Genomic DNA, 13,965 nt, shown 5'->3' with positions numbered 1-13,965 from the left:
CAATAAAACGGGTACCGACCTATGCACATCTCCCTCGCCTTGCAACCCGCACCTGCTGGTTCGTCTTCACCTAGCAGACTTCGCCAGCGATCGCCGGCTTTATAAGCGCACCCCTTACTCCCGATAGCGATCGCACACCCACTGGCTGCCGCCTGACGGCGCCCGCTGTGCGGCGACAAACAAAAACAACGGAGACAACGATGGCTCACTCCAGCTCTCAAGCCAAGAAAGCGACCGCCAGCGGATGGATAGGCTCGGCACTCGAGTATTACGACTTTTTCATCTATGCCCAGGCTGCGGCACTGATCTTCCCGCAGATCTTCTTCCCCAACACCGACCCCAAGATGGCGATCATCGCCTCGCTGGCCACTTACGGCGTGGGTTATCTGGCCCGTCCGGTCGGCGCCTTCGTGCTCGGCCACTGGGGTGATACCCGCGGGCGCAAGAACGTACTGCTGCTGTGCATGTTCCTGATGGGCATTTCCACCATGGGCGTGGGCCTGCTGCCTACCTACCACGATATCGGCATGCTCGCCCCGGCCTTGCTGGTGCTGTTGCGCCTGGTCCAAGGCTTTGCGGTGGCCGGTGAAATCTCCGGCGCCAGTTCGATGATCATGGAACACGCGCCATTCGGGCGGCGCGGCTACTATGCCAGCTTCACCTTGCAGGGCGTGCAGGCCGGCCAGGTCATGGCGGCTGCCGTGTTCCTGCCACTGGCCTACTTCATGCCCAGCGAGGCGTTCAACGACTGGGGCTGGCGGATCCCGTTCCTGATGAGCGCCATCGTGCTGATCGCAGGCTTCATCATCCGTAAGGAAGTGCACGAAACCCCGGCCTTCGTGAAAGAAGAGAAACAGGCCAAGGTTGCCAAGTCGCCAATCAGCGAGGCCTTCCGCCACAGCTGGAAGCACATGGTGCTGGTGATGTTCATGGCGTTGATGAACGTGATCCCGGTGGTTGCCACCATCTTCGGCGCGGCTTACGCCGTACAGCCGGCCTACGGCATCGGCTTCGACAAGAGCGTGTACCTGTGGATCCCGGTAGTGGGCAACATCGTTGCAGTGCTGGTGATCCCGTTCGTGGGCAACCTTTCCGACAAGATCGGCCGTCGCCCGACCATGATCGCCGGCTGCCTGGGCTCTGGCCTGCTGGCCTTCGTGTACCTGTATGCAATCAGCATCCAGAACGTACCGCTGGCCTTCGCGACCTCGATCCTCATGTGGGGCATGGTTTACCAAGGCTACAACGCGGTGTTCCCAAGCTTCTTCCCTGAGCTTTTCAACACCCGCTACCGCGTCTCGGCCATGGCCATCGCCCAGAACATCGGCACCATGCTGACCGCCATGCTGCCGGCACTGTTCGCACTGGTGGCGCCACCAGGTTCGGACAACATCCCGCTGGTCGTTGGCGCCCTGGCGTTCTTCATCACCTGCATATGCGCCCTGGCAGCCTATATCGCACCGGAAACCCACCGCCTGGCGATGGAAGACCTGGGCAACCCGCAGGCCAAGCCGATGGACAAGCAAGCTTACGAGGCCAGCCGCAAGGACGGCCTGCAGACAGCAAGCCACTGACAGATGCACGGGGCCGCTCTGCGGCCCCACGCATTTCAGCCTTCAACCACCGCCTGCAAGCGCTGCCACAACTGCTCGACATGCTCACGCTCAGTGGGCAGCGCCCCCACCGAAACCCGCACCATCCAGCGCCCATTCAAGGTCGCCGGCGTAACATAAGCATCACCGCAGGCATTGAGCCGCTCAGCCCAGGCCTTGGTATGCGCATCCAGCGCTTGCCCCTCCAGCCCCGCAGGCCGGTGCACAATGCACAAGGTCTGCAACTGTACCGGCGCCAACAACGCCCACTCCCCTGCAGCCTCGATCTGCGCAGCCAGCCAGCGGGCATTGTCCATGTCGCGACGCAAGCGCTGCTGCAACGCCTCGACCCCTTCGCTACGCAACATGAACCATAGTTTCAGTGCCCGGAACCGGCGCCCCAGGGGGATGCCCCAGTCGCGCAGGTTCTTCACCTCGCCATCGACCGCTGACTGTAGGTAGCTGGGGTTGGTGCTCATCACCCGAATCAGGTGCTGCGGGTCACGCACGTAGTAGATCGAACAGTCGAACGCCACCCCTAACCATTTGTGCGCGTTGACCACCACGGAGTCGGCCAGCTCGATACCGTCCCACATCCAGCGGCATTCGGGCAGGATCATCGCCGAGCCGGCCATGGCAGAGTCGACGTGCAGCCACACCCCTTGGGCCTCGGCGATCTCGCCAATCTGGCGCAAGGGGTCCAGCGCCGTAGTGGTCGTTGTGCCGGTGGTGGCGACCACTGCGCAAGGCTGGTTGCCGTCGGCCAGGTCCTGTTCGATGGCCGCCAACAAGGCATCGGGGCGCATGGCGAACTGCTCGTCGGTGGCGATCAGGTGGATGTTGGCGCGGCCGAAGCCGGCCAGCAACGCGGCCTTGTCCACCGAACTGTGGGCGTGGGCACTGACGTAGACGATCAGCGGTTTGGCTTCGGCCTGCAGGCCGCCGCGCACCAGGGCGTAATCGGTGGCACGTTCACGGGCACAGATCAGCGCGACCAGCGTGCTGGTCGACGCGGTGTCCTGAATCACGCCGCTCCACTGCCCCGACAGGCCCAGCAACTGGCGCACCCAGTCCAGGGTGGTTTCCTCCAGCTCGCTCAGCGCCGGGCTCGATTGCCATGACAGGCCCAGTACCCCAAGGCCCGTGCTGAGAAAGTCGCCGAGCACCGAGGACAAGGTGCCATTGGACGGGAAGTAGCCATAGAAATCGGGGTGTTGCCAATGTGAAAGCCCAGGCATCACCAGGGTGTTGACGTCATCGAGGATCGCCTGGAACGGTTCGCCCTGCAGCGGGGCGCCGGCAGGCAAGGCAGATTTCAGGTAGCCGGGCTCGACCTGGGCCATCACCGGGCGTTCACCGACCGTCTGGCGGTAATCGGCAATCAGGTCGATCAATTGGTGGCCGTATTGACGGAATTGTTCTGGGGTCACGCGCGGTCTCCTGTGGGTTGTCCGCTGTCGGCGATGGGGCGTCACCAACAGCTCAAGGGCCCCAGTCTAGGCGCGTACCGCCACGCCTATAACCCCGCTTCGCGCATACCTGCTATGGCGAACCCGCATGCCCACCCTGCACGCCGAACTGTGATTGGCGCCACAGCTCGAACACCCGGTTGCGCAACCAGCGGTGCTCGGCCGACGCCTGCAGGCGCTGGTGCCACACCACCCAGTAGCGCTGGGTATGCTCCACAAACCCCAACGGGCGCCAGGCCAGGCCATGCAGCCGGCAGAGCTGGCGGGCAATGTGCTCGGGCAACGTCGCCAATGCCTGGCTGTTACCCACCACCTGCACGGTGGCCGAAAAGAACGGCACCTCCAGGCTGATGCGCCGTTGCAGCCCCTGGGCGCGCAGGTGGCGGTCGATGAAGCTGTCCTTGTCGCCACCGCCACAGATGCGCACGTGCTTGAAGGCCAGGTAGTCGTCCTGGCTCAGCACTTCGCAGGCCGCCAGCGGATGGTCGCGGCGCATCAGGCACACCGCACGGTCCTCGCCGAGCAGGCGGCCGTGCAGGTTGGCCGGCGACTCGTCGAACAGGGTGGTGGCAAGGTCGATCTCGCCGCTGGCCAGCAACGCGTATTGCCCGGCCTGCCAGGTGCGGTAGTCGATACTGACGCCGGGGGCTTCCTGCTCCAGCGCCGCCACCAGCAGCGGCAGCATGTGCTCGGCAACGTAATCGGACGCGGCCAGGCAGAAGCGCCGCTCGCAACGGGCCGGGTCGAACGCGGCGGGCTGGCGCAGGGCCTGGAGTTCTTCCAGCACCTGGCGCAGCGGTTCGACCAGGGCTTGGGCGTATTCGCTGAGCACGTAGCCGCGGCCCTGGCGCACCAGCAATGGGTCGTCGAAGGCTTCACGCAGGTGGGCCAGCTGGCGGCTCAACGCCGACTGGCTGACGCCCAGGCGCTCGGCGGCGTGGCTGAGGTTTTTCAGCTGCAGGAGGCAGTCAAGGGTACGCAGGTGGGCGAGGCTGAGGGAGGCGAAGGTTGGGTTCATACAGGCTTCCCTGTGCTGTATCACAGGCCCAATCGCCGGCAAGCCGGCCACAGGGACCACGCAGGCCCATGGCCCGCAGTGTGCCCGCAAGAACCCAGGGGGTGCGCTGCGCCCGCGGGAACCTGAGGCTTGCACCGTCCCTGTGGGAGCCGGCTTGCCGGCGATTGGGCCGCAAGGCGGCCCCGCTTTTTACTCGGTCAGGCCAACATAGACGTTCTGTACGTCATCGTTCTCGTCGATCGCTTCGAGGAACGCCTCGACTTCAGCCAGCGCCTCGGCACTGAGGCTGGCAGCGCTCACTGGGTTCTTCGGGGTATAGCCGATCTTGGCCGAGGAGACAGTGAAGCCATGCTCAGGCAGGGCTTTTTGCACTGCATCCAGGTCGGTGGTGTCGGTGATGAACAGGGTCGAGCCATCTTCCTCACCTTCTTCAAAGTCCTGGGCACCGGCCTCGATGGCGGCCATTTCCGGGTCGGCATCGCCGTCGGGCATGGCTTCGATCAGGCCCACATGGTTGAAGTCCCACGCCACCGAACCGCTGGCACCGAGTTGGCCCTTGCGGAACAGCACGCGAATCTGCGCGACGGTGCGGTTGACGTTGTCGGTCAGGCACTCGACGATCAGCGGCACCTGGTGCGGCGCAAAACCTTCGTACGTCACCGCCTGGTACTGCACGGCATCACCGTCCAGGCCCGCGCCCTTGCGGATCGCCCGGTCCAGGGTCTCGCGGGTCATGGAAGCCTTCTTGGCTTGCACGATGGCCAGGCGCAGGCGTGGGTTCATGTCGGGATCGGCGCCCGACCTGGCCGCGATCTGGATTTCCTTGGACAGCTTGCCCATGATCTTGCCCTTGGCATTGGCAGCTGTTTCTCTATGCTTGGCTTTCCACTGTGCGCCCATGTCGACTCTCTTGTTTCAGCGGCCGGTTCAGGAAGCGACCGGCCAAAAAGTGGGAGCAGTTTATACGCCCTCGGGCCAGTGTTCGACAAGAAATCTCATGCTTTGTCGGCCTTGCCCGCCGCCGCGGCGAAGCGGGCCAGCCGTACGTCCAGGTGGCGTGGCCGCAGCCCCCGGTCTTCGGCGCGCTCCTTGCGGCGAATGGCATTGCGCACCATCAGCGACCCCAGGTAGCGGATCGGCTCCGGCGGGAACAGCCCCAACGGGCCCTTGACCAGTGGCGAGCGGGTCCACGGGTTGTCCAGCCCCAGCGCCAGGGACGAGAGGATCTGCCCGCCCATGTGGCACGGCCCTACCCCGCTGCCAGAATAGCCGAAGCCATAGAACACGTTGCCCTGCCCGTCCAACCGCCCAAAGAACGGCAGCCCGGTCACCGAGCGGTCCGAGGGGCCGTTCCAGCTGGCCGCCAGCGGCACCTCGGCCAAGGCAGGGAAGAAATCGGCCAGGCTTTCACGCAGCAGCGGCCGGTACGGCGAGGGTTGATCGAACACCGGCAGCATGCGCCCGCCATAGGCGAAGGTGTTGCCACCCTTGCCGAGCATCAGCCGCCCATCAGAAGTGTTGTGGTAGTAATGCACGAAAATCCGTGAGTCCAGCACGCTGATGCCGTTGTTCAGGCCGATCTCGCGCAGCAGCTCGGGGCACGGCTCGGTGATCACCATGTCACTGGAAACGATCGCCACGCTGCGCTCGAACTGCGGGAAGGCTCGCGCCATCCAGGCATTGAGGCCGAGCACGACACGGTCGGCACGCACCGTGCCATGGGCCGTGCGCACCTGCACCGGAGCGCCGTGCTCCAGGCCGGTCATGGCTGTGCCTTCATGGATGCGCACGCCGCGCTGCAACGCCACCCGCCGCAGGCCGCGCACCAACCGGCCTGGCTGCACGGTGGCGGCGGCTGGCGAAAACCAGCCTTCCAGGTGCCGCGCTGAACCGGCCAAGCGCTGCACCTCGTCCAGTGGCAAACGCTCGAATGAATTGATCCCCTTGTGCTCCAGCGCAGCGATCACCGCATCGGTTGCGCCCACCTGGGCCTGGTTGGTGGCGGTGTACAGGGTGCCGTCCAGGCGGTAGTCGCAATCGATGCCATTGGCCGTGCAGAATGCGCCAATGGCACCGATGCTGCGCTCCGACTCGCTTACCAGGCGTACCGCTTCGGCCACCCCGAACAGACGTTCGAGGGTGAAGTACTTGGCCGACCACGACAACGCACACCCCCCATTGCGCCCACTGGCGCCCGCACCGCAGATGTCTGCCTCGATCAGCAGCACGTCCAGCGACGGTACTGCCTCCTTGAGCATCAGCGCGGTCCACAGGCCGGTGTAGCCGCCGCCTACGATGCACACGTCGCAGCGGGCATCGCCTTGCAGCGGCGGGCATACCGCGTCCTGCTCACAATCCAGGGCCTGTTGCAGCCAGAAGGGTCTCATTCGCTCGCTTTCCTTTAGGTACGCAGTGGCTTGATCGCCATGCTGGTGTTGGGAGCCACATCATTGGCCTGGGCTGCACTGGCCGGCCGGCTGTTCCAGTGCGGCAGCAGCACCAGGGCCGAGAACAGTGCGCAGCCAGCGAACACGATGAACACCGTGACGCTGTCGAAGTAACCGGGCAGCAGGCCGCCAAGCACCGCGCCCACCGAGCCGCAGCCGTTGACGAAACCGGCTGCCGTGGCACCGGCCTTGGCCGTGCCGAAGTCGATGGCCGCCGCGCCGCTGATCATCGAGTCCGGCCCATACAGGGTCAGGCCCATGAAAAACAGCAAACCCACCACCATGACGATGCTCCCGCTGTGCATGGCGGCCATGAACGCCGCCAGGGCCACGGTCAGCAGCACCAGGCTGATCACACAGGCCGGCATGCGCCGTGCGCCGAACAGCTTGTCCGAAGCCAGGCCAATGATGATCGGGCCCAGCAGCCCAGCCAGTTCAAAGGCCGTGGGGATGATCGCAGCGCCTACCTTGCCCACCGAGGGCATCTGCTCGAAGACGATCACCGGCCCCCAGAGCAGGATCGCGTAGCGCGCCGGTTTCAGAAGAAAGTACGCCAGGCCCAGGGTCAACACCGTGCGGTTGTGCAGGATCTCGCGCAGCGGCGCCCAGACACTGCACAGGCTACCGGCCGGCACCATGCTCTGCGGCTCAGGCTCGACCGCCGGCAAGCCTACATCTTCGGGTTTGTTGCGCTGCAGGAAGAAGAACAGCACCGCCACCGCAGCAACCACCGCGGCACTGGAGAAGAATGCCGCATGCCAGGTGCCGATCAGGGTGTAGGCCCACCAGCCGGCGAACGGCGAGGCGACCAGGCCGCCAAAGGCATAGCAGGAGCTCCACAACCCCAGTACCCGGCCGCGCTGCACGGCGGGGAAGAAGCTGCCGATGTTCTTGCACAGCCCGGCCCAGCCCGTGGACTGCGCCAGGCCTTGGATCAGCATGCAGGTGGCGAAGATCGGGAAGGTAGCGTAGCTGCCCATCACCACGGCTGCCGCCGCCGAAATCAACAGGCCCCCTAGCACCACCACGCGCGGGCCGAAACGGTCGGCCAGCATGCCCCAGGTGAACTGGCCGACCGCATAGGCGGCCAGGTAGATGGCGTCGAGGTTGGCCATCGATGCCTTGTCGAGCATGAATGTCGGGTCTTCACCAATGCCTAGCTTGGCCACCGAGAAGGCCTTGCGGGTGAAGTAGAAGGCGGCGTAGGCCAGCCAGGTGATCGCGAAAATCTGGATGCGCCAACGTTTCAACGCGGCTAGAGAGTGATTCATGTGCGTCTGACCTCTTGCTCAAGTGTGCCGGCAGAATGTGAATAAACGCCTGTCTTGTTTTTGTGTTGCGCACTGCATGACGTGGCTCGTCATCTGGTCAGAAGGCGCGGGGGTGCGCGCCATGTCCCACAGCTGCTCGTGGCAGCGCCGGGGTTGATGAATATGGAAACAGCTGGTGACTGATAAATAAAATCGATTTATCGTATTTCACACATAAGCTCAGCTTGTTACTGGAGTCGACATGTCGGTGTCCCACGCTCAACTCAAGGCCTTCCATGCAGTGGCCGTGCACGGCAGCTTCACCCGGGCGGCAGAAAAGCTGTTTCTGACCCAGCCGGCCGTCTCCGACCAGGTGCGCAAGCTCGAAGAGCGCTTCGGGGTGTTGCTGTTCCACCGCAACAAACGTTCGGTGCAGTTGACCGACCTGGGCGAGCGCCTGCTGGGCATCAGCAAGCGCCTGTTCGCCTGTGAGGCCGAAGCCCACGAACTGCTGCAAGACTCCCGTGCCCTGCACACCGGCAGCCTAGTGCTGGCGGTGGATGCGCCGGTGCACGTGCTGCCCCAGATCGCCCGCTTTTGTCAGCGCTACCCGGGCATTCAGGTCAAGGTCGAGACCGGCAACACCGATGAATCCCTGGCCCGGCTGTTCAGCTACCAGGCCGACCTGGCACTGTTGGGGCGCGATGTCGACGATGAGCGCCTGCACTGCGTGCCGCTGCGCCGCGACCCGATGGTGGCGTTCGTCTCGCACAACCACCCCTGGGCCAGCCGTGGCTCGATCAGCCTGGCAGACCTGGACGACACGCCGCTGGTACTACGCGAGCCTGGCTCGGTGACCAGGCAGACGCTTGAGGAAGAAATGCAGCGCGCTGGCTTGCGAATTCGCCCCGCCATTCAGGTCGAAGGCCGCGAGGCGGCGCGCGAGGCGGTGGTGGTCGGGATTGGCGTGGGGGTGGTGTCGGCCGCCGAGTTCGGCGCCGATGCGCGGGTGTGTGCACTGCCCATCGTCGATTGCCAGCGGCACCTCACCGAGACACTGGTGTGCTTGAGCGAGCAGCGTACCCGGCGGGTGGTGGCCACGTTCCTGCAGGTGGTACAGGAAAGCTTGTAGCGGCCTTGCGGGCGTCATCGCCGGCAAGCCGGCTCCCACTTGGATCGCACAGTGGTTGAGCTTGCGCTGTACCGGTAGGTCGGGGGGTTGCACAGTCCCTGTGGGAGCCGGCTTGCCGGCGATTGGGCCGGTAAATCCAATGCAAGACTCAAGAGAAAGCCCCGCAAAAGCCATCCTGGCTTGAAAACGCCCAGCACCTCCACTTTTGAGTGCCGTGTTCAATAGGCCAGTGAAGCCTTCATAACTATGCTGGGTATACATCCCTGTCAAAATGCATACCCCATGCTCTACCGTCTAGCCGCCGACACCCTGGTGCTGCTGCACCTGGCCTTCATCCTGCTGGTACTGTCAGGCGGCCTGCTGGTGCTCAAGTGGCGCCCCGCCCTGTTCATCCACCTGCCCGCCCTGGCCTGGGGCCTGGCGGTTGAGGGCCTGCACCTGGAATGCCCGCTGACCGACTGGGAAAACCGCATGCGCTTCGCCGCAGGCGGTGCCGGCTACCACGGCGGCTTCGTCGAGCACTACATCTGGCCGCTGATCTACCCTGCCGGGTTGACCCCGCAGATCCAATGGCTGCTGGGCGGCGTCGTGCTGCTGGTCAACCTCGTGATCTATGGCTGTGTGATCTGGCGCTGGCGCCGCTCACCTACCGGGTTGCGATGACGAACAGCCGCGGGAACGGCAGCAGCACCTTGCCGTCGGTGGCCGCCGGGTAGTCGTGCTGCATGGCCTGCAGGTACATCTGCAGGAAGTCCGCCTGCTCTTTCTCGTCCAGCCTGGCCAGATAAGGCCGCAGGGCCGACCCCTTGAACCACTCCACCACCGCCTCGGCGCCACCGGTCAACGGGTGATGGTAGGTCGTGCGCCATACGTCCACCCGCGTACACAGCGGGCTGAGCAGGTCGTAGTAGAACGCCGCGTTATGCCGGGGCGGCAAACTCAGGTCGGCGAATTTATCGGCCCAAGGGCCACGACCGGCAATCTCGCGCAACTGGCGGTGGGCCGGCTCGTCAAGGTTGTCCGGGGTTTGCACAGCCAGGCTTGCACCCTCACTGAGCTGGCGCACCAGGTGCGGGTAGAGCGAACCGTGGTCAGGCAGCCATTGCAGTGAAGCGTTGGCCAGGATCAGATCCTGCGGTTCGGGGGCGGCCCACTGGGCGATATCGGCGATTTCGCAACGCACCCTGGGGATGCGCAAGCGCTGGCGTGCACGGGCCTTGTCGATCATGTCCGGGTCGCTGTCCAGGGCCGTCACCTGGGCGTCGGGGTGGCGCTGCAACAGTATTTCGGTGGAATTGCCTGGGCCGCACCCCAGGTCGGTGGCATGGCGCACCGGGCGTGGCGGCACCGCGGCAAGCAGGTCGCGCACCGCACGGGTGCGTTCGTCTTCGAACAGGGAATACTGGGTGGCGGACCAAGCCATGAGGGGCTCCTTTTGGCGGGCAATGTGCTCAGCATAAGCCATCTGTCGCCTGTACGGGCCCTGTCGAGGGAACTGTTCGCGGATCCTTGAAGTCAGTCCTCTTATGCGTATGCCGATGAAACCCTTCCTGGCCCTGGCCCTTCTGGCCCTGATGGCTGCCGCCGCCCTGCTCGGCTCACCCTGGATGAACGGGCGCTTTCACATGCCGGATGAGAAAACCCCCGCCCATCAACGCGAAACGGCCGGGTCCACGAGGGAGCCGGCCGCTTCGGGCAAGCACTAGCGCTTAGTGCTTACGGGCGCTGCGCATCTGGTGCACCACACCCATGGCCACAACGACGGCCGCGGCAATACCGGTGGAGATCACCAGGATCTGGTAGTCAGGCATGAAAGCCATGGTCACCAGCGCGGCGACGATGAAGGCGATCACCAGGTAGGTCAGCCACGGGAACAGCCACATCTTCAAACGGACTTCCTTGCCCTCGGCAATCAGCTTGCGGCGCATGCGCAGCTGCGAGAAGGCAATGACCAGGTACACCAGCAAAGCGATCATGCCGGTGGTGTTCATCAGCGTATCGAGCACGTCTTTCGGGCGCAGGGTCTCGCTGAAGTTGATCAGCGCGCACACCACGGCCACGGCGCACGAACCGATGATCGCATTCACCGGTACGCCGGTACCGGGGCGGGTCGACTTGAAGAACGACGGCGCATCGCCACGCTGTGCCAGCGAGAACAGCATGCGTGAAGCGGTGTAGTGGCCCGAGATCAGGCAGCTGCTCACCGAGGTCAGCACCACGAAGTTCATCAACAGCTCGGCATACGGCACACCCAGCAGTTCCAGGGTGCGGCGATACGCGCCATAACCGGAAACGCCCAGGTGCGGATCGTTCCACGGCACGAGGCAGACGATCAGGAAGATCGAACCGACGTAGAACAGGCATACCCGCCACACCACAGAGTTGGTGGCCTTGACGATTTGAGTGGCCGGGTCCTTGGCTTCGGAGGCGGCGATGGTGACGATTTCGGCACCCAGGAAGGCGAACATCACGCCAAGCAACGCCCCGATCACCGTGGTGATGCCATTGGGCATGAAGCCTTCGGCGGTCAGGTGAGTGATGCCGCGCACTTCACCGAACTGCCAGATGTTCATCACCGCTGCGGTACACACGATCAGGAAGCAGACGATCGCGATCACCTTGATCAACGCGAACCAGAACTCGAACTCACCGTAGTGTTTGACGTTGAAGAAATTGACGGTGATCAGCACCAGGGTCGTGGCCAGCACGAACACGTTGACGCTCACATCAGGGAAGAAACCATGCAGGATCTTGCCCGCCACATAAGCTTCCCAAGCCATGAGGATGACCCAGTACCACCAGTACAGCCAGCCGATGGTGAAACCGGCCCAACGGCCGATGGCGCGGTCGGCGTAGGTGGAAAACGAACCGGTGTCGGGCGACGAAGTCGCCATTTCACCCAGCATGCGCATGATCAGTACCACCAGGATGCCGCCTGCCAGGTAGGCCAGGACAGCCGCCGGGCCGGCGCTGTGGATCACGCTGCCGGAGCCGACGAACAAGGCGCCGCCGATAACCCCGGCGATCGACATCATCGTCAGGTGGCGCGACTTGAGCGAGGCACTGAGTTTGCTCTCATGCCCGCTGTTCGCGGTGGTGGTTGTGGATGTTGCGTCCATCAGTTGTGTACCCCGTGCTTCTTTTTATCCAAGGAAAACTGTAAAGCCGCGATGGTCATCGGCCTCACCTGTACATCAGTGCTAATGCGGGCAGGAGGTGTGCGGTTACACACGCAGGCCTTCCATGGCGGCCTGCTGACGCGCCCCAGGGTTTGCCCCTTGGGCGAACTGAACATGCTTTATGTGGCGATATCTGACACCTAATGTAAAAATGTCCGACACATAGAGCCATGCACAGTGGCATGAAAGTCGCACTGCACTGTACAGGTCGCCGATGCAATACACCCTGCAGGCGCCTGCCGTTACGCACCCTCAAGGCCCCCGAATGCTTGAATTACACCCAGACTCCTCGACGCCGTTGGTCAACCAGATCATCGACGGGCTGCGTGAGCTGATCGACAACCAGACCCTCAAGCCCGGTGCCAAGGTCCCGTCGATCCGCGCGTTTGCCGCGACCTACTCGGTGAGCACCTTCACTGTGGTCGAGGCGTACGACCGCCTGGTTGCCCAGGGGCTGCTGGTGAGCAAGGGCAATGCCGGGTTCTTCGTCAACCGCGCGGCGGCGGAACTGCTGGAGAACCACGGCGCCGAGGCCGATGCCAGTCGGCCCTCGTTCAACTCCGAGTGGTACCTGCAGCAGATCTTCGAGACCCGCCAGTTGCCATTCAAGCCGGGCTGTGGCTGGCTGCCCAACGACTGGATGTACGAAGAAGGCCTGCGCCGCGGCCTGCGCCAGGTTGCCGGCAGCCCGCTGGAGCTGTCCGGCTATGGCGACCCGATGGGCCTGCCGGAACTGCGCGCGCTGACCGCGCAGAACCTGCAGCAGGAACTGTCGATCGTCGCCAACCCGGCGCAGCTGATGCTCACCCACGGTGCCAGCCAGGCCCTGGACCTTGCCGTGCGCACGCTGGTGCGCCCGGGCGACGTGGTGCTGGTGGACGATCCCGGCTACCCCAACCTGATGAGCATCCTGCGCACCCAGGGCGCCACCCTGATCGGAGTGCCACGCACCCCCAACGGCTACGACCTCAACCACCTCGAACAGCTGTTGGCGCACCATCGCCCGACGGCTTTCTTCACCCAGCCACACCTGCACAGCCCGACCTGCTCGCGCACCCCGCTGCCGCAGTTGCACCGCTTGCTGCAACTGGCCAGCCAGCATGGTTTTCGCCTGGTGGAAAACAACCTGTACGCCGACATGGTCGCCGAGCCACAGCCGTGCCTGGCAAGCCTCGACCACCTGCAACAGGTGGTGTACGTGGGCAGCTACTCCAAGAGCATTTCGCCCAACGTGCGGGTCGGCTACCTGTTGGCCAACCCGGAACTGGCGCAGAAGCTGCTGCACCTGAAGATGCGCTCGGGCCTGACCACCTCGCAGGTGATGGAGCGCGTGGTGTACGCCGCGATCATCGACGGCCGCTGGCGCAAGCACCTCAAGCGGCTGCGCCAGCGCCTGGCCGAGGCCCACCAGGACGTTGGCCGGCACCTGCACCGGCTGGGTTTCGAGCTGTTCATCGAGTCGGATGAAGGCATGTACATATGGACCCGTCACCCGGCGCTTCCCGACAGCGCTGCACTGCTCGATGATGCGCTGGAGAAAGGCATCATGCTCGGGCCCGGGCAGTTGTTCATGGTCGATGCCAAGCCGACCGGGTGGATGCGGTTCAATGTGGCGTTCAGTACCGACCCTGCGATGTGGGAGTTGTTGGAGAGGGTGCTGGTCAAGCACGTGCGCCGGGCGGGCATCTAGGGCTTACGGAGGGTGCTGCGGGCCTGCTGGCCGCGGCATTTTCAGCCTCTGCACCTCAAGCGCCGCGCGCGGCGCTCTATCCGATGGGTGCTATGAGCACGCAACCTCTATGCCGTAACCCCCGGCCCCGCTAACCACGGCACTGGCCATGCCACTGATCCTGCTGAACTTGGATCCGATCCAATGAA

The 13,965-nt window shown here is 64.2% G+C and carries 12 protein-coding genes; 5 read left to right on the top strand and 7 right to left on the bottom strand.

The features are described 5' to 3' along the window. The first annotated feature begins 200 nt into the window (after nt 1-200). The gene (locus ABRP30_RS11095) at nt 201-1,574 is read left to right on the top strand and encodes an MFS transporter (RefSeq protein ID WP_267823234.1); all 1,374 of its coding nucleotides are present in this window, start codon (nt 201-203) and stop codon (nt 1,572-1,574) included. Nucleotides 1,575-1,609: 35 nt separating this feature from the next. Here ABRP30_RS11095 and ABRP30_RS11090 read toward each other — a convergent pair whose 3' ends face one another. From ABRP30_RS11090 to ABRP30_RS11070, 5 genes are all read right to left on the bottom strand, one after another. After that, nucleotides 1,610-3,022, bottom strand: a complete 1,413-nt coding sequence (locus ABRP30_RS11090) for a DOPA decarboxylase (RefSeq protein WP_267823231.1) — start codon at nt 3,020-3,022, stop codon at nt 1,610-1,612. A 112-nt stretch (nt 3,023-3,134) separates the two neighbouring features. Continuing rightward, nucleotides 3,135-4,079 (bottom strand): LysR family transcriptional regulator, encoded by a 945-nt coding sequence (locus ABRP30_RS11085; protein WP_241805856.1) that lies wholly within the window; start codon nt 4,077-4,079, stop codon nt 3,135-3,137. Between the two features lie 189 nt (nt 4,080-4,268). Then, complete coding sequence (locus tag ABRP30_RS11080) at nt 4,269-4,979, bottom strand: YebC/PmpR family DNA-binding transcriptional regulator (RefSeq protein ID WP_267823229.1); 711 nt, start codon at nt 4,977-4,979, stop codon at nt 4,269-4,271. Between the two features lie 95 nt (nt 4,980-5,074). Then, the gene (locus ABRP30_RS11075; RefSeq protein ID WP_267823227.1) at nt 5,075-6,466 is read right to left on the bottom strand and encodes an FAD-dependent oxidoreductase; all 1,392 of its coding nucleotides are present in this window, start codon (nt 6,464-6,466) and stop codon (nt 5,075-5,077) included. Between the two features lie 14 nt (nt 6,467-6,480). Continuing rightward, the gene (locus tag ABRP30_RS11070; protein WP_267823225.1) at nt 6,481-7,797 is read right to left on the bottom strand and encodes an MFS transporter; all 1,317 of its coding nucleotides are present in this window, start codon (nt 7,795-7,797) and stop codon (nt 6,481-6,483) included. A gap of 241 nt (nt 7,798-8,038) precedes the next feature. Between ABRP30_RS11070 and ABRP30_RS11065 the strand changes: the two genes are divergently transcribed. Further along, nucleotides 8,039-8,908, top strand: coding sequence for a LysR substrate-binding domain-containing protein (locus ABRP30_RS11065; protein ID WP_241805859.1), 870 nt, complete (start codon nt 8,039-8,041; stop codon nt 8,906-8,908). Nucleotides 8,909-9,190: 282 nt separating this feature from the next. Further along, the gene (locus ABRP30_RS11060; protein WP_267823223.1) at nt 9,191-9,571 is read left to right on the top strand and encodes a DUF2784 domain-containing protein; all 381 of its coding nucleotides are present in this window, start codon (nt 9,191-9,193) and stop codon (nt 9,569-9,571) included. Here ABRP30_RS11060 and tam read toward each other — a convergent pair. Then, a complete protein-coding gene (gene tam / locus ABRP30_RS11055) occupies nt 9,555-10,331 on the bottom strand; it encodes a trans-aconitate 2-methyltransferase (protein WP_267823221.1) in 777 nt (258 codons plus the stop codon). The genes ABRP30_RS11060 and tam overlap by 17 nt on opposite strands. A 103-nt stretch (nt 10,332-10,434) precedes the next feature. Here tam and ABRP30_RS11050 point away from each other — a divergent pair, with 103 nt between their 5' ends. Then, nucleotides 10,435-10,614 (top strand): hypothetical protein, encoded by a 180-nt coding sequence (locus ABRP30_RS11050; RefSeq protein ID WP_267823218.1) that lies wholly within the window; start codon nt 10,435-10,437, stop codon nt 10,612-10,614. Nucleotides 10,615-10,617: 3 nt separating this feature from the next. On the opposite strand, the gene ABRP30_RS11045 is transcribed toward ABRP30_RS11050, so the two are convergent. After that, complete coding sequence (locus ABRP30_RS11045) at nt 10,618-12,027, bottom strand: amino acid permease (RefSeq protein ID WP_241805863.1); 1,410 nt, start codon at nt 12,025-12,027, stop codon at nt 10,618-10,620. Nucleotides 12,028-12,352: 325 nt separating this feature from the next. Here ABRP30_RS11045 and ABRP30_RS11040 point away from each other — a divergent pair, with 325 nt between their 5' ends. Beyond that, nucleotides 12,353-13,777: a PLP-dependent aminotransferase family protein gene (locus ABRP30_RS11040; RefSeq protein WP_267823214.1), complete on the top strand. Its 1,425-nt coding sequence runs from the start codon at nt 12,353-12,355 to the stop codon at nt 13,775-13,777. The last annotated feature ends 188 nt before the right edge of the window (nt 13,778-13,965 follow it).

The sequence above is a fragment of the Pseudomonas sp. WHRI 8519 genome (assembly GCF_040224055.2).
Taxonomy (GTDB): Bacteria; Pseudomonadota; Gammaproteobacteria; order Pseudomonadales; family Pseudomonadaceae; genus Aquipseudomonas; species Aquipseudomonas putida_X.
Note: the sequence above shows the minus strand (reverse complement) of the source record. Positions and strands in the feature narration are given on the sequence as shown.

Bases quoted from the DNA above. Each gene is read 5' to 3' on its own strand.
- ABRP30_RS11040 (WP_267823214.1), top strand. From the start codon at position 12,353: ATGCTTGAATTACACCCAGACTCCTCGACGCCGTTGGTCAACCAGATC.
- ABRP30_RS11050 (WP_267823218.1), top strand. From the start codon at position 10,435: ATGCGTATGCCGATGAAACCCTTCCTGGCCCTGGCCCTTCTGGCCCTG.
- ABRP30_RS11080 (WP_267823229.1), bottom strand. From the start codon at position 4,979: ATGGGCGCACAGTGGAAAGCCAAGCATAGAGAAACAGCTGCCAATGCC.
- tam (WP_267823221.1), bottom strand. From the start codon at position 10,331: ATGGCTTGGTCCGCCACCCAGTATTCCCTGTTCGAAGACGAACGCACC.
- ABRP30_RS11095 (WP_267823234.1), top strand. From the start codon at position 201: ATGGCTCACTCCAGCTCTCAAGCCAAGAAAGCGACCGCCAGCGGATGG.
- ABRP30_RS11045 (WP_241805863.1), bottom strand. From the start codon at position 12,027: ATGGACGCAACATCCACAACCACCACCGCGAACAGCGGGCATGAGAGC.
- ABRP30_RS11075 (WP_267823227.1), bottom strand. From the start codon at position 6,466: ATGAGACCCTTCTGGCTGCAACAGGCCCTGGATTGTGAGCAGGACGCG.
- ABRP30_RS11070 (WP_267823225.1), bottom strand. From the start codon at position 7,797: ATGAATCACTCTCTAGCCGCGTTGAAACGTTGGCGCATCCAGATTTTC.
- ABRP30_RS11085 (WP_241805856.1), bottom strand. From the start codon at position 4,079: ATGAACCCAACCTTCGCCTCCCTCAGCCTCGCCCACCTGCGTACCCTT.
- ABRP30_RS11060 (WP_267823223.1), top strand. From the start codon at position 9,191: ATGCTCTACCGTCTAGCCGCCGACACCCTGGTGCTGCTGCACCTGGCC.
- ABRP30_RS11065 (WP_241805859.1), top strand. From the start codon at position 8,039: ATGTCGGTGTCCCACGCTCAACTCAAGGCCTTCCATGCAGTGGCCGTG.